At 68.9% G+C, this 14551-nt stretch carries 14 protein-coding genes; 4 read left to right on the forward strand and 10 right to left on the reverse strand.

Annotated elements, in window-relative coordinates; translation table 11 throughout:
- Nucleotides 1–8: 8 nt before the first annotated feature.
- Nucleotides 9–944, reverse strand: coding sequence for an acyl-ACP desaturase (locus tag Amac_RS21130; protein WP_155356107.1), 936 nt, complete (start codon nucleotides 942–944; stop codon nucleotides 9–11).
- Nucleotides 945–1125: 181 nt separating this feature from the next.
- Here Amac_RS21130 and Amac_RS21135 point away from each other — a divergent pair, with 181 nt between their 5' ends.
- Complete coding sequence (locus tag Amac_RS21135) at nucleotides 1126–1779, forward strand: SHOCT domain-containing protein (RefSeq protein ID WP_155356108.1); 654 nt, start codon at nucleotides 1126–1128, stop codon at nucleotides 1777–1779.
- Here the strand turns inward: Amac_RS21135 and kal are convergent.
- Genes kal through kdd form a run of 4 tightly spaced genes read right to left on the reverse strand, consistent with a single transcriptional unit; the run spans nucleotide 1766 to nucleotide 5437 of the window.
- A complete protein-coding gene (gene kal, locus Amac_RS21140) occupies nucleotides 1766–2140 on the reverse strand; it encodes a 3-aminobutyryl-CoA ammonia lyase (RefSeq protein ID WP_155356109.1) in 375 nt (124 codons plus the stop codon). The two genes, Amac_RS21135 and kal, sit on opposite strands and share 14 nt — an antisense overlap.
- On the reverse strand, nucleotides 2137–2919 hold the full coding sequence (kamE, locus tag Amac_RS21145; RefSeq protein ID WP_246268532.1) for a lysine 5,6-aminomutase subunit beta: 783 nt from the start codon (nucleotides 2917–2919) through the stop codon (nucleotides 2137–2139). Before kamE ends, kal begins: the two co-directional genes overlap by 4 nt.
- A complete protein-coding gene (gene kamD / locus Amac_RS21150) occupies nucleotides 2916–4445 on the reverse strand; it encodes a lysine 5,6-aminomutase subunit alpha (protein WP_155356110.1) in 1530 nt (509 codons plus the stop codon). The genes kamE and kamD overlap by 4 nt, the downstream gene beginning before the upstream one ends.
- On the reverse strand, nucleotides 4442–5437 hold the full coding sequence (gene kdd / locus Amac_RS21155) for an L-erythro-3,5-diaminohexanoate dehydrogenase (RefSeq protein WP_155356111.1): 996 nt from the start codon (nucleotides 5435–5437) through the stop codon (nucleotides 4442–4444). Before kdd ends, kamD begins: the two co-directional genes overlap by 4 nt.
- Before the next feature lie 291 nt (nucleotides 5438–5728).
- Here kdd and Amac_RS21160 point away from each other — a divergent pair, with 291 nt between their 5' ends.
- From Amac_RS21160 to Amac_RS21170, 3 genes are all read left to right on the forward strand, one after another.
- A complete protein-coding gene (locus Amac_RS21160) occupies nucleotides 5729–6553 on the forward strand; it encodes a beta-keto acid cleavage family enzyme (RefSeq protein WP_155356112.1) in 825 nt (274 codons plus the stop codon).
- A 55-nt stretch (nucleotides 6554–6608) separates the two neighbouring features.
- Nucleotides 6609–9497 (forward strand): hypothetical protein, encoded by a 2889-nt coding sequence (locus tag Amac_RS21165; RefSeq protein ID WP_155356113.1) that lies wholly within the window; start codon nucleotides 6609–6611, stop codon nucleotides 9495–9497.
- Nucleotides 9498–9565: 68 nt separating this feature from the next.
- A complete protein-coding gene (locus Amac_RS21170; RefSeq protein WP_170322581.1) occupies nucleotides 9566–11059 on the forward strand; it encodes a flavin monoamine oxidase family protein in 1494 nt (497 codons plus the stop codon).
- Here the strand turns inward: Amac_RS21170 and Amac_RS21175 are convergent.
- Genes Amac_RS21175 through Amac_RS53730 form a run of 5 tightly spaced genes read right to left on the reverse strand, consistent with a single transcriptional unit; the run spans nucleotide 11056 to nucleotide 14543 of the window.
- Nucleotides 11056–11334 carry a hypothetical protein gene (locus Amac_RS21175; protein ID WP_155356114.1) on the reverse strand — a complete coding sequence of 93 codons (279 nt, stop codon included), beginning with the start codon at nucleotides 11332–11334 and terminating at the stop codon, nucleotides 11056–11058. The two genes, Amac_RS21170 and Amac_RS21175, sit on opposite strands and share 4 nt — an antisense overlap.
- A gap of 5 nt (nucleotides 11335–11339) precedes the next feature.
- A complete protein-coding gene (locus Amac_RS21180) occupies nucleotides 11340–11816 on the reverse strand; it encodes an aromatic-ring-hydroxylating dioxygenase subunit beta (protein ID WP_246268541.1) in 477 nt (158 codons plus the stop codon).
- Nucleotides 11817–11821: 5 nt separating this feature from the next.
- Nucleotides 11822–13117 (reverse strand): aromatic ring-hydroxylating oxygenase subunit alpha, encoded by a 1296-nt coding sequence (locus Amac_RS21185; protein WP_155356116.1) that lies wholly within the window; start codon nucleotides 13115–13117, stop codon nucleotides 11822–11824.
- 38 nt (nucleotides 13118–13155) lie between these two features.
- Entirely contained in the window at nucleotides 13156–14352 is a 1197-nt protein-coding gene (locus Amac_RS21190) for an NAD(P)/FAD-dependent oxidoreductase (protein ID WP_218041204.1), read from the reverse strand.
- Nucleotides 14349–14543, reverse strand: coding sequence for a ferredoxin (locus Amac_RS53730; protein ID WP_170322583.1), 195 nt, complete (start codon nucleotides 14541–14543; stop codon nucleotides 14349–14351). Before Amac_RS53730 ends, Amac_RS21190 begins: the two co-directional genes overlap by 4 nt.
- Between the last annotated feature and the right edge of the window lie 8 nt (nucleotides 14544–14551).

The raw sequence follows: 14551 nt of genomic DNA on the forward strand, positions 1-14551 counted from the left end.
GGAACTCCCTAGAGCCGGGCGGCTTCGCGGGCGTGGCGGGCGGCGCGGCGTTCTTCGAACTTGGTGGCCATGACGTCGAGTTGGGTCATGAAGGTGTTGAGTTCCTCGCGGGCCTTCTCGCCCTCGGCGTCGAGGCCGGTGATGTCGTTGACCTTCCACTGGCGCAGGACGGGGGCGAGGACCTCGTCGCAGTGGAGGCGGAGGTCATAGATTCCGGCCATCGCGATCGTGACGGACTTGCGGGCGAAGCCCTGCATGCCGGCGCCGGGCATCTGGAAGGATTTGACCACGTCGGTGACGGCGCGCATGGTCTGGGACGGGGCGAGTTCGAAGGCCGCGCCCAGCAGGTTGCGGTAGAAGAGCATGTGCAGGTTCTCGTCGGCGGCGACGCGGGCGAGGATGCGCTCGCAGACGGGGTCGCCGGAGACCCTGCCGGTGTTGCGGTGGGCGATCCGGGTGGCCAGCTCCTGGAAGGAGACGTAGGCCAGCTGCTGGAGCATCGTGCCGTATTCGGTGGCGAAGCCGGTTTCCATGTGCGTCATCCGGGCCCGCTCGAGCGCGGTCGGATCGACGGCGCGGCTGGCCGTCAGGTAGTCGCGGATGACGATCGCGTGGCGGCCCTCCTCGGCCGTCCAGCGGTGCACCCAGGTGCCCCACGCGCCGTCCCGCCCGAAGGTGGTGGCGATCTCGTGGTGGTAGCTGGGCAGGTTGTCCTCGGTCAGCAGGTTCACCACGAGCGAGACGCGGGCCGGCTCCGGGATGGTTGAATCCTCCGGACGCCATGCCTCCCCGCCCAGCACGCCGTCGAACGTCCTGCCGTCACTATACGGAACGTATTCGTGCGGGAACCATTCCTTGGCCACTGCGAGATGCCGGTTCAGGTTCTCCTCGACCACGTGTTCCAGCTCCACCAGGAGCTCAGTCTGAGTCAGCTCACGCGACATTTCTACCCCTAACCTGCGAATTCACAACCTACGCTACCGTAACTTAGTGCGCCACACCCGGAGCGAATTCACAGAGATCCGGGACCGTTCTTGTGGGACCTCGACTACGCCACGCTCAGTGAGCGAGCATATGCCGCACACACATCTACCCCTCCGTAATCGCACCCATTAGTCTTCGCGCATGCCGAAGAAAGCGCGCTTCTGGATCGTCTTCGCCATCCTCATCCAGGCGCTGTGGAGCCTCCCGCTGGGCGCGTTTTTCGCCTACCGCTGGCTGGTGCTCGACGACGAGGCCGCGAGCTTCACCTGCCGGGACGTCGACGGCCGGGTCGCCCACTGCCTGGAGAGCGAGACCGCGAACATGGTCCTCGCGCTCGTCTTCCTGGCCATCGGCTTCGTCATGCTGGGCATCGCCGTCACACTGGCCATCCGCTGGATCGCGCGCGTGAAGCGGGAGGACTACCTGCGGGAGCACGGCATCCCGGCGCAGGCCGTGGTGTCGAAGGCGCAGGCGACGTCGACGCGCGTCAACGGCCAGCCGGTCTACCGGCTCACGATCCAGGTGCCGGACGTGCCCGGGCTGGAGTTCCGCTACCGGACCATGACCCTGATCCCGCAGGGCGCCACGCTCACCGTCGCCTACGACCCGGACAAGCCCGACGACCCGGTCGTCCTGGACGACCTGCGCGCCGTCTCCGAGCGCCTGCGCTACCCGCGCAGCGACGTGGACGCCCGCATCCAGCGGCTCACCCAGCTCGACTCGCTGCGCGCCTCCGGCGCCCTCTCCGAGGAGGAGTTCGAGCGCCTGAAAGCCGAAGCGCTCAACCAGAGCTGACCGGGACGACCACCACCCCGACCGCGGTGGTCGCCACGATCGGCGGCTCCAGCACCTCCGCGGCCGACGCCGACAGGTCCGGCCTGGCCCGGCAGACCACCAGCGCCTCGAAGGCCAGGGTCCTGCTCCGGTTGCCGACCCTGGTCACCTCGGCGCTCACCTCGAGCACGTCCCCGGCCCGTACGGCGGCCAGAAACTGCACGTCCGAATAGGAGGCGAACAGCCCTTCGTCCCCGTCCATCCGGATGCAGACCTCGGTGGCGACATCCCCGAACAGCCCCAGCACGTACGCGCCGTCGACCAGCGACCCGCCATAGTGCGCATGCGAATACGGCACATACCGCCGATGTGTCACCTTCATGCCGGGTTCCACGTGGGAATCAGCGCGGCCACCAGATAGCTGGCCACCTCGCCGGGCGTGGTCCCCTTCCCGAAGATCCGGTCCACCCCCAGGTCGGACGGCGTCACCGTGTCGAACCTCGGCCCGCCCACCACCAGCAGCGGCCGCCCGAGCCCGCCGGTCACCGACGTCGGGTACGCGTCCGCGAACGCCGCCGCCATCTGCTTGGTGTTGTGCAGGTGCGCGCTCTTCTGCGTCACCACCTGGGAGACCAGCACCGCGTCCGCGTTGGCGCCCTTGGCCCGGGCGACGAGCTCGTCCACCTCGACCTGGGCGCCCAGGTTGTGCACCTCGATCTCCCGGTAGTACTCCAGGCCCTTCTCCCCCGCGAAGCCTTTCACGTTGAGGATGGCGTCGATGCCCACTGTGTGCGCGTCCGTCCCGATGCATGCCCCCACGACGACCAGCTTGCGGGCGAGCACAGTCTTGATGGCCAGGTTGACCTGGTTCGGGGTGAGCAGCGGGTATTCGCGCCCTTCGGGGACGACGATGCTCGCGTAGTCGATGAGGTGGGTGGCTTTTCCGTACACGATGAAGAACGTGAAATCTGGGCCCATTGCCTTGGTGTGGACGACGCTGACCGGATCCAGGCCCATTTTTCCAGCCAGTTGAAGAGCGGCGGCGTCGGCGCGGGGGCCCTGGGGGACGGGCAGGGTGAAGGAGACCTGCACCATGGCGTCACCGGTCGTGTCGCCGTACGGGCGGATGATCTGCTTGATCGTGTCGACCGAGATGGTCACGGGCGCTCCTCAAGGATCTCGGTGGCCGGGTTGTAGTAGCCGTCAGCCTGCTCGATCACGCCGTCCAGGCCCTTGCCGCGGTCGGCGGGGCGGCGGGTGACGCCGAAGGTGCCGCCGGCGATGGCGGTGAGCAGGCCGTCGTCGGCGACCCGGCCGAGCAGGTCCACGGTCTCGGCGAGCACCCGCCGGGCGCGTTCGACGATGAAACCGCCGGGCGCGGGATGGAAGTCCTCGGCGAGCGCGCCCGCGGCCCGCCGGACGTAGCGCACGTTCTCCAGGGCCAGGTCGCGGTCGGAGAGCCAGGGCGTGTGGATGCCCTCGGTCATCATGCCGATCAGGATGATCGACTGGCCGGTCAGCACGCCGGCCAGGTTGAAGAACGCGTCCAGCAGGTACCCGGCGAAGATGTTGCCGGTCATGTGCTTGGTGGGCGGCATGTACTTGAGCGGCGCGTCGGGGAACAGCTCGCGGACCAGCTGCGCGTGCGCCAGCTCCAGCCTGAACGAATCCGGCAAATCCGGATTTATCTCGAAAGCGTGGCCGAGGCCGAGCTGGCTGTCGGTCAGTCCGGCCTCGTGGCCGAATCGTTCGTTGAGGAGCTGGGAGGCGATCACCGTGTGCGCGGCGTCGACCGCGTCCGCCGTGGTCAGGTAGTTGTCCTCGCCGGTGTTGATGACGATTCCGGCGCGCGCGTGGATCTGCCGGGAGAAGCGCTGGTCGATGAAGGTGCGTTTGGGGTTGATGTCGCGGAAGATGATGCCGTACATGCAGTCGTTGAGCATCATGTCGAGGCGTTCGAGACCGGCCAGCGTGGCGATCTCCGGCATGCACAGCCCGCTGGCGTAGTTGGTCAGCCGGACATACCGCCCCAGCTCCCCCGACACCTCGTCGAGCGCGGCCCGCATCAGCCGGAAGTTCTCCTGCGTGGCGTACGTCCCGGCGTACCCCTGCCGGGTGGCGCCCTCGGGCACGAAGTCCAGCAGCGACTGCCCGGTCGAGCGGATCACCGCGATCACGTCCGCCCCCTCCCGGGCGGCGGCCTGCGCCTGCGGAATGTCCTCATAGATGTCGCCGGTGGCCACGATCAGATAGACCCACGGCGGCTCCGGATCCCCGTGCTTGCCCAGCAGCCGATCCCGATCGGCCCGGTTCGCGTCGATCCTCGCGATCCCGCGCGCCACCGCCTCCCGTGCCCGCTTCCCGGCCTGTACGGCTTGCGCCCCCTCCGGCACCTCGAACCGCGCGCTCACCAGCTCCCGCGGATCCTGGTGCTCCCGCAACGCGTGGAACACCGGCAACGCGATCCCGTGCTCTAGCCCGACCTGCGCCCGCACGGCGTCCACGATCCGGTTCACCCAAGGTGTGCCGTCCGCGTCGGCCCCGCTCACCCCGGCCAGCCGGAGCACGGCGCGCTCCACCGACACGGTCGTGTGCGTGCGCGCCAGCTCGATGATCGGCTCGGCCGCCCGCGCCGCCAGCCGCCTGGCCTTCGCGACGACCTCGGGATCCAGGCCCAGCTTGCTCACGCGAGTCTCCCCTCGAACAGCCCGCGCACGCCAGGCTCGGATCGCAGCAGGTCCAGGGCCAGGTCGGCGTGGCCGGGGGCGTACCCGTTGCCGACCAGCATGGTCACGTCGGCGGCGAGCCCTTCTGCGCCGAGAGCGGCCGCGCTGAACGAGGTCGCCATCGAGAAGAAGATCACGGTGCCGCCGTCCCGGGTGGCCAGGATGGAGCCGTGCTCGCAGCCGGGCACGTCCACGCAGACCACGGTCACGTCCGCCGGACCTCCCGCCTGGGAGACGGCCGCGGCGAGCGCGACCGGATCGCGGGCGTCGGCGATGACGACCTCGTCGGCGAGCCCGGCGGTGGTTAGCTTTTCTGCTTCCCTGGCGTGCGGCACTATGCCGATCAGCCTCGCGGCCCCGGCACGCCGGGCGGCGGCCAGCGACAGCGATCCGCTCTTCCCGGCAGCGCCGATCACCGCCACCACCGAGCCCGGGGTGACCACCCGCTGGGTGAGGGCGGGCGCACCGCAGACGTCCATGACGGACAAGGCCAGCGGGACCGGCAGATCGTAAGGCAGCACGGCCGCGATCGAGCGGGCGAACAGGATCGCGTGGCCTTCGGCGGGCACCTGCTCGGAGTGCCCGTCCCAGCGGGCGAGCCCGTCGGTGATCCGCAACGGGGTGAGGGTCAGCGACACCAGCGTGGCCACCCGATCGCCGGGCTTCAGCCCGAGCGGCGATTCCGGCGTGACCTCGTCCACGACGCCGACCAGCATGCCGCCGGACCCGGTGACCGGGTTGTGCATCTTGCCGCGCGCCTCGATGATCGCGAGAACCTCCGCGCGCACCGCGTCGCCGTGCTTGTCCGACAGCTGCCGGAAGGAAGCCGCGTCCAGGTTGAGCCGTTCGACCCGGATCCGCACCTCCCCCGGCCACAACTCGGGCGAGGCGTCCAGTCGCTCGGCCGCCTGCGGCAACACCCCGACGGGAGCCACCACCCGATGCAGGCCCACCGGTGAGCCAGGCGGGCGCGCGCTCGCGTCCGCTGATGAGCCGGTCGAGCTCAAGCCCCCCGCGCGCCCTTGATGCGAGTCCAGCGGTGACGCGGTCCAACCGCCGTCTTCGCGGGGAACAGCCGCCGGGGAAACGCCGGGCTCTCGCATCACTCACCGTCCTCACTTCGAACACGCACGGAACCGATCACTCAAGAACCGATTCACTTCGATCACGGGGAAACGATTCCTGAGTCATGACTCAGGGAAACATCTTGTCCCACCCCATCGCTAGCAGGCAATATCTGGCACATGACTGCCGCGACCCTCATCACCGTCGCTCCCACCGGAGCGGAGGCGGACAAAACCAGAACTCCCGCCCTCCCGGTCACCCTGGACGAGCTGGTGGCCACCGCGATCGCCTGCCAGGCGGCGGGCGCGGCCGTCATCCACGTGCACATCCGCGATGACAAGGCCCGACCGACCCTGGACCTCCCCCGCCTCAAGGACACGGTCGCCGCGCTGCGCGCCCACACCTCGCTGATCGTGCAACTCTCCACCGGCGGCGCGGTCACCGACCCCTACGAGGACCGCCTGAACGTCCTCCAAGCAGCCCCCGACGCCTGCTCCCTGACCTGCGGCACCGTCAACTTCGGCGACGACGTCTTCATGAACCCGTGGGGCTTCATCACCGACCTCTACCAGGCCACCCAGGAAAAGGGCATCGTCCCCGAATTCGAACTCTTCGACCTCGGCCACGTGGTCACTTTGCACCGCCTCCTATCGGCGTACGGCCCACCTCACGGCGGCCACATCCACTGCGACCTGGTCATGGGCGTGCCTGGCGGCTTCGACGGCGACCTCCGTACGATGGCCGCCGCCATCCAGGCCCTCCCGGACGGCGCGACCTGGTCCGCGACCGGAATCGGCCGGACCTCGGTCCCGGTCCTGCTGGCGGCCCTGTCCGCGGGCGGCCATCTCCGCGTCGGCATGGAGGACACCCTCACCTTCGCCAAGGGCAGACCCGTACGCGACAACGCCGAACTCGTCACCCGAGCCGCCTCAGCCGCCACCCTCGCCCAGCGCCCCCCGATGACCACCGCCGCCGCTCGCACATTCCTGGGTATTGACGACTGATATCCAGTGGATCAGCGGTCTGGACGTGACGACCGAGTGAGATGAAGATCGACGGGTGCGGTACACACGGGTCCGGCTTCTGATCATCGCCGCAGCCGTCGCGGTAATCGCGACCGCCGAGGCGGTGGCGGTGTTCCAGCTTCCGGCACCCCCATCGGTCACGGAAATCCACGAGCCGGAGGAGGTGGCGCCCGAAGACGAACCCACCCCGCCGGCTCCGGACGTTGTCGTGAGCCCCGCCAAGGTCCCGCCGGACTTCGAGGTGGCGGTGACCGCGCGATGCCGCGGAGAATCGGCGATGGCGGTGTCGGAGATGTTCCAGTACTCGTACAGCCTGTCTGATGTGACCAGCGCCGGGTTGGCGACCGGAACGGTGTATGTGGGGGGCAACGTCCCGCCAGGCACGTACGAGGTGAAGGTCAAGTGCGCGACCGGTCCCTTGTACGGCAGCGCGCAGCTCCAGGTGGTCCCACCTCCGGGCGGGGTCACCCGCGGGGAGGGTCTCACCGCCATGACCCGGGTCACCGTGACCACGGCGCCGAGGGACGAGATCGAAGAGGCGCTGCGGCCCCGATTCGAGGAGCCCGCCGATGCGATTTACGTCAAGATCGGTGTCGCCCATGAATGGCGTTTGCGAGCCGACGACCCTGATCTCGCCCGGCTGCGCTCCGGAGCGGCTCTGACGGCACCCGGCTTCGTGGAGGAAAGGCTCGGGGAGGTGGCGGCGTTCACCGAAGGCGCGGATCTGTCGGTGCAGTTCGGTGTACCCCGGCTCCGGATCGACCCGAAGTCCGGTCAGGTTGTCGTCACGGTGACCGGTGCCGGCTACGCCACCTGCGGTCAGATCGGCGCCCGGAGCTGCCGTCTCTCGTTCTGGCCTCCCATGCCCGGGGAAGGAATCACCCGCCCCGCCTCCCACGAGATCATCGTGACCGCGCCAGGGTTGATGGTCATGGGTGTGACGGGGGCCACGCCTGGGGCGCAGGAGCATGACAGCATTCGGTTCGACGGGACCCGGATCACTCGTGTCGTCTTCGGTGAGGACACGCCGGATTCGGTGGCGGGAGTGGCCGCATATCTCGCGGGAGATTCATACGGCGACGTCGTCCTGGATCCGGGGGAGACTGACATGCCCCCCGGCGAGCAGATGTCGTGGCAGTTCGCATCCGCGCTCTACGCGGTCGTGTTCCTGGTGATCTTCGCGGTGATGTGGACGTTCGTGCGATCGCTCGGGGTGGTTTGGTGGCGGCGCCGGGACAACTGGCTGCTGGTGCTCTGGGTTGTGATCTTCTATGCCGCCGGTGCCGCCGCACCGGACCTGACGACGGGGTTGACGGCGCTCATATACGGACTGCTGCTCGGCGGCCTGCCCGTTCTCGTGCTCGTGCTGGCCGGCCGGAGGATGGGCCCGCCACCGTGGCCGGGTTCGGTGCTCACCCTCACGTCGATCGCGGGCGCGCTGGCGGGAGCCTTACTGGCAGGATCAGGCCTGGCGGTCTTGACGGAGACTTCTTGGTGGCTGGTCATCCTGCTCCCGATTGCCGCCTTACTGGCGACGACCCTCCGGCGAACGCGGCGGCACGCGCCCATGATCGCCGTCCTCCTCCTGGGCACGGGCGTTCTGGTCACCGTCCGCATCGGGCAGCTCGGGTGGGCGCCCGGGTACGCGACCTGGTCGTCGCTCCTGGCCCTGGACGTGATCCTGCTGCTGGGCGCGGGCTGGGCGGTGGCCGCCGGACGCTGGCCGGCGCGGGGGTTCCTGTGGTTGGGAGCGACCCTGATCCTGGCCATCACGGTCGCCATGTGGCAGACCCAAGCCGAATCGATACCGCTCATCATGAGCTGGGATGAGTTCGCCCTGCTGATCCCCGGCGTGTCCGTCACCGCTCCCCTCCTCCTCGCCCTGCTGTCGGTGATGTTGGTGGTGCGGCTGCGGCGACTGGGTCACTCCCCCGCCGCCGTCTTCGCGGGCGAGGCGTCCAGCACGATGACGCTGGGGCTCTTCCTGACCCAGCTCGTTCTTGCCCTGGCCTACGTCTCCCTGACCCTCGCGGCGCTGGTCACCATCGTCATCATGTGGGCCACCGTGGAGTGGTTGTTGTCCGGCCCGGCCGCCCTGCGGGCGAAAAGCGGCCCGGACGTGACGGGCGAGCAGCATCGTGCGCTGGTCCGGGCGATGGTGGGCCGGCGTTTCGCCCGTGCCGCCCTCACCGACCTCCTGCGGCAGGGCCGCGGCCGGGTGGCCGCCGGGGAGATGCCGGTGGCGGTCTTCGAGAAGCAGCGGCGCACCCTGCTGAGGGCGAGCGACGACGCCACCGGACCGATCGACTCCGACCTCGCGCTCTCCACGGCCGCGGGGCGCACGCCGTGGCAGGGGGCCGTCGCCGCCTTCGGGGTCGGGCTGGTGCTGTCGATTCCGTTCACCACCGTCAGGCTGATCCAGACGACCTCGCCGGACGGCTGGGTCCCGGTCCTGGCGACCGCGTCGATCGCGCCACTGCTGTGCGCGATCTTCGGCTTCTTCTATCCTCGGGTCCGCGGCGACCAGCCGCTCAGCAAGTCGCTGTCCCTGCTGCTGGCCGCGGTGGTCATCGCCCTTCCTTCGCACGTGTCCTCGCTTGTCGTCACGCTGACCGCCGACCCTGCCGCGTTCGTCACGCCGCTGCCCACGCCGGCCGAAGTGCTGATCGGAGCCGTGCTCGCGATGGGCAATCTGACCGTGGTCTGTCTCGGGCTCGGGCTCTTCTGGGAGTGGCGGCTGCTGCGGCTGGCCACCGAACCCTGGGTCCGGATCCGCAGCCTGCGCAGCGCCCGCGCGGTCGCCGCCCCGCTCACCGCCGTGGTGATCGCCGCCGGGACCGCGGTGGCGACGGCGCTGGTCAACAACGCTGTCGCCCCGCTGCCGACCGTCAGCGTGACAAGGCCGCCCGCCGAAAATCCCTGATTACACAACGTGAGCGTCCGCGTACACTGGATTATCGTCAGGCCCCCCTGAGGAAGGACTCTGCACGCATGAGGGATCTCCCCGCTCCCGCCTCCGCCGAGCTGGTCGCGGCGGGGGCTGCCCAACCCGACCCGGGGGTGCGGGTCCCCGCCGAGCTGGTCGCCATGGCGTCGAACGGGCTGGCCGGGGTGTCCACGCCGAAGCGGGTGCTGGTGATCGGGGCCGGGATGGCCGGGCTGGTGGCCGCGTACGAGCTGATCGGGCGGGGGCATGAGGTGACCGTGCTGGAGGCGCAAGATCGGGTGGGCGGCCGGGTCCACACCCTGCGCGGCTTCGCGCCCGGCCTGTACGCGGAGGCGGGTGCCATGCGCATCCCCCGGGTGCACGACCTGACCCTGGAATACTGCCATCGGTTCGGCCTGGACCTGCGCCCGTTCGTGATGGACAACCCCCGCACGCTCGCCTACATCCAGGGCAAACGCCTCACCATGGGCCAGCTCGACGCCGAACCCGACCTGCTCGATTTCGACCTGGCGCCCCACGAGCAGGGCCGTACGTACACGGATCTATGGCGAGAAGCCACCGCCGAGATCCACGACCTGTACGCCCAGGAGGGCGAGAACGCCCTGGACCGGCTCTGCGCCGAATACGACCGCTACTCGATCCGGGCGTTCCTCCTCGAACGCGGCTTCTCCCCCGGCGCCATCGAGCTCTACGGGATCATGAGCTTCCGCGAGGCCAACCTGAACGCCGCCATCATCGAGCAGTTCCGCGAGATCATCGGCCGCGCCTTCGAGGACATGCAGGAGATCGTGGGCGGCTCCGACCGGCTGCCGACCGCGTTGTACCAGCAGATCAAGGACCAGGTCAGGTTCGGCCACGAGGTGCACGCGATCGAGCAGGACGCCGACGGCGTGCGCCTGCACGTGCGCACCACCACCGGCCACACCACCCTCACCGCCGACTACGCGATCTGCACGATCCCCTTCTCGGTCCTCCGCGACGTCGAGATCACCCCGCCCTTCTCCCGGGGCAAACAACGCGCGATCCGCGAACTCCACTACAACGCCTCCACCAAGATCCTCTTCCAGGTCCGCCGCCGCTTCTGGGAACGAACCGACGGGATCGTCGGCGGCACCACCGTCACCGACCTCCCGATCCGCCGCATCTGCTACCCCTCCTTCTCCGACCCCCACGAGGACCGCGCCGTCCTGCTCGCCAGCTACACCTGGGGCCAGGACGCCCTGCGCTGGGGCGCCATGTCCCGAGAACGCCGCATCCAGCAGGCCCTCGAAGACGTCGCCAAAGTCCACCCCGAAATCAACGACACCTTCGAATTCGGCGTCAGCCACTGCTGGTACGACGACCCGTGGGCGGCCGGGGCGTTCGCGCTGTTCGAGCCGCAGCAGCAGTCCGGCCTGCACGAGGACATCCTCAAGCCGGAAGGCCGGATCCATTTCGCCGGTGAGCACTGCTCGCTCTGGCACGCCTGGATCGAGGGGGCATTGGAATCGGGACTACGCGCGGCCACCGCCGTACATGAATCGATGGATCAACGCTAGTCCGACACGATCAGGTTCGGGTCCGCCAGGGACTGCATCGCCTCGTCGGACATGTAGACCAGCGCCTCCAGCACGAGCGGATCGATGTAGCGGGCCTGGCCGGACGTGACGTCTCTCAGGACGGCCCTGGGCACGCGCCCTGACGTGTCGACCGATATCTCGATGGAGGCGAACTCGTTGCCGACCACTACTCCTTTGGCGAAAGCATCGAGCGACTCCCGCTTCGAGCCGTTGAGGCCGGCCATGGCATACCTCGAATCCGGTGTCTCGGTCACGTCGATCAGATGAGGAACGTCATGTTGCCCAGCGGTTCGTCGGCGTCAAGCAACACTACTTTCTTACTGCGCAGCTTGAAGCCCGACAGCGTGCGCCGCAGCGTGTAGTGGCAGCGGGCGGCGTAGACCGACTTGCGGCCCAGGCGCAGCTCGACCATGATCGCCCGAGCGGTGGCCTCGACGGTCCCCTCCTCGCCCTCGGGGTTCACGACGCGGATGTTTCCGACCACCCGGCACACCTTCGACCGGGGCTCCTGCGAGTGAGCCCCTCCGGTCGTCAGCCGAAAGCAGCGTTCTTCCAGGCGGGCGCGATCGTCGTAGATGATCGAGACGTGCTTCGCCGGGTCGTAGTCGTCAAGATTGCAGGGCACCCAGTAGGTGCACGGATCGTCCCACAGCGCGAGCCACTCCTCGTACGCGCCGGCGTCGGCCAGCTCGGCCTCCAGGAGCAGGAACTCGGTCACGTCGCCGAGCAGGGCCATGTCGGTCACTGTGCCTCGCCTTCGATCCGAGCGGGACCGTCGCTCATGGCGCGCAGCCATGCCTTCATCTGGGCGCGCTGCGGCACCTCGTCGGTGACGTTGCCGACCACCGAGCCGTCCTCCTGCGGCGCGACGGTCAGCCCGCGCGCCAGGACCAGCCAGGGGATGTAGTCGGCCTGAAGCCCGATCTGGTTGCGCTCGAAGACCTCGGTGTCGTCGGGGGTGCCGAAGCTGGCGACGCCGCTGAACCACTCGAAGGAGCGGATCCTCTCCGTGTTGACGGAATCCGGCACGCCGTCCAGCATCGCCGGATAGCTCATCACCTCGGTACGCCCCGCGGCGAGCGGGCGGACGACGCGCACCTGGGATCCGATCAGCTGCAGGTTCGGCCAGACGTGGATGTGCACGTCACGGGATCTCCGGATGACCTCGGGCGCGTCGTCTCCGTAGGCCTCGGTCATCAGGCGCATGTACTCGCGGCCGTCGGCGGTGTCGGGGATACCGGCGGCGATCGAGGTGTTGGACACGGCCCCGACGGCGACCTTGTCCTTCCCGGTCAGGTCCAGCCGGCAGTGACCGTTGCCCAGGTCCCAGCTCTCGTTCGACGACTTGTCGGAGTTGCCGGCGCCCCGGTTGTACGAGGCGCCTTGCTTGCGCTGGCGCAGGTCGAGGACCGTCTTGTGGGTGAAGTTGGTGTGGTAGCCGTCCATGCCCACGAACTTCCAGTTGCCCCAGAACATCGACTTGGACGTTCCGGCCGACAGGCGCACGGTGCTCAGCGGCGACGCCTTGACGAAGTCCCGCAGGTAGCCGGCCGCCTTGCCCAGGTGTTCGTCCAGCGTGGGGCCCTCCTCGGCCATCGACGCGAAGATGAACCCCGCGACGGACGCGACGCGGGGGACCCGGCCGAGACCCAGCGTGCTCTTGTCGAAGCCGTCGCCGTACCGGGACGGGTACGGAACACCGACCAGGTCACCCGAGGAGTTGTACGTCCAGCCGTGGTAGGGGCAGCGGAAGAAGGACGCGTTGCCGTACTCGTCCATGCAGACGGCGGCGCCGCGGTGCCGGCAGCGGTTGAAGAAGATGCCGATCTCGCCGGAGGCGGCTCGCGAGACGATGAGTTGCTTCTGGCCGATCCACTTCGTGCAGTAGTCGCCCGGTTGGGGAATCTCCGACTCGTGCGCCACGAACACCCAGTAGCGGTAGAAGATGTTCTCGAGCTCGGCCTCGTAGATGTCCTCCCTGGTGAAGACCGCGGAGTGCACGCGGTCCGGCTGAATCAGTTCAGCGACGTGAGCCATAGCCCGACCTTTCTCAGAACAGCAAGTGTATCCACTCTTCAGTATTCAACTCCAATGGTAGCCATGATCTCGTCCAGCGGAGCTCGCGCGGCCAGTGCGCGACGCAACTGGAGCGTCTGCGACGGCGCGTTCAGAGCGAAGGCGCCGGCGAGGCGCCGATCGCGGACGTACAGCGCGACCAGGCTGCCGTCGGCTGGATCGTCGAGCACGATCCGCACCTCGTCATCGGCACGGGGTCGGCCGACGATCTGGAGCCGGCTCCCGTACTGATCCGACCAGACATACGGAACCGGCGCGTAGGCGCGCGGTTTGTCCGGATGCACGATATTCCACGCCACGACCCCCGCTTGCTCGACGGCGTTCGTCCAGTGCTCGATGCGCATCACCTCGGCGAACAGCGCGTTCGGCCAGCGTGCGACGTCACCGGCGGCGAAGACGTGCGGCGCGCTCGCGTGGCAGAACTCGTCGCAGCCGACGCCGTCGGCCACGTCGAGTCCCGACCCGGCCAGCCAGCCCGTGCGGGGAGTCGCGCCGATGCCGACGACCACCACGTCGCAGTCCAGCGTGGTGCCGTCGTCGAGCACCACTCGCCGCCCGCCCGCGCCGTCAGCGCCGACCTCGCGCACGGAGCGGCCCAGGATGAGCTGGACCCCCTTGCTCTCGTGCAGTCGCGCGAGCCGCTTGCCGACGAGGTCGCCGAGCACCCGGCCGAGCGGAAACGCGTACGGCTCGACCACGGTGACGCTCGCCGATCGCGCGGTTGCCGCGGCGGCCACCTCGGAACCGATGAAACCGGCTCCCACGACCACGACCCGGACCGGACCTTCGATGGCGTCGCGAAGATCCAGGGCGTCCCGCAACGTACGCAGATAGTGGACGCCGTGGGCTGCGGGCAGTTTCCGGGGCGCGGAGCCCGTGGCGATGACCAGGTCGGAGTAGTCGATCAGCGCGCCATCGGCCAGGCGCACCGTGCGCGCCTCGACGTCGAGGCCGACAGCGCGGCAGCCCCGGCGCAGCTCGATCCCGGCCTTGTCCAGATCCGCCTGCGAGCGCAACATGACCGACTCGGCGCTCTCCCCCGCCGCGAGGAGCTGCTTCGACAGCGCGGGCCGGTCGTACGGCAGGTCCGGACCCGCTTCGAGGATGGTGATACCGCCCTCGTACGAGAGCCGGCGCAGCCCCTCGGCGGTCCGCACACCGGCGATGGAACCACCGACGATCAGAACGCCCGTCATTCCTCGACCCCGATGGCCTCCGCCGGGCAGGCGAAGGCCGCGGTGCGCGCACGCTCCTCGTCGGCTTGGTCCACCGTCCCGGCACCGATCAGCCGGGCCCGGTTGTCCTCCCCCATACGGAACAAATCAGGCGCGAGGGCGATGCACTCGCCGAACCCGCAACACTTCTCGACCTCGATGAACAGTTTCACCAGAACTC

Origin of the sequence: Acrocarpospora macrocephala, assembly GCF_009687865.1 — a bacterium.
GTDB classification, from domain to species: Bacteria; Actinomycetota; Actinomycetes; order Streptosporangiales; family Streptosporangiaceae; genus Acrocarpospora; species Acrocarpospora macrocephala.

Excerpts from the sequence above, each read along its gene's own strand:
- Amac_RS21130 (WP_155356107.1), bottom strand. The coding sequence starts at position 944 with ATGTCGCGTGAGCTGACTCAGACTGAGCTCCTGGTGGAGCTGGAACAC.
- Amac_RS21135 (WP_155356108.1), top strand. The coding sequence starts at position 1,126 with ATGCCGAAGAAAGCGCGCTTCTGGATCGTCTTCGCCATCCTCATCCAG.
- kal (WP_155356109.1), bottom strand. The coding sequence starts at position 2,140 with ATGAAGGTGACACATCGGCGGTATGTGCCGTATTCGCATGCGCACTAT.
- Amac_RS21160 (WP_155356112.1), top strand. The coding sequence starts at position 5,729 with ATGACTGCCGCGACCCTCATCACCGTCGCTCCCACCGGAGCGGAGGCG.
- Amac_RS21170 (WP_170322581.1), top strand. The coding sequence starts at position 9,566 with ATGAGGGATCTCCCCGCTCCCGCCTCCGCCGAGCTGGTCGCGGCGGGG.
- Amac_RS21180 (WP_246268541.1), bottom strand. The coding sequence starts at position 11,816 with ATGGCCCTGCTCGGCGACGTGACCGAGTTCCTGCTCCTGGAGGCCGAG.
- Amac_RS21185 (WP_155356116.1), bottom strand. The coding sequence starts at position 13,117 with ATGGCTCACGTCGCTGAACTGATTCAGCCGGACCGCGTGCACTCCGCG.
- Amac_RS21190 (WP_218041204.1), bottom strand. The coding sequence starts at position 14,352 with ATGACGGGCGTTCTGATCGTCGGTGGTTCCATCGCCGGTGTGCGGACC.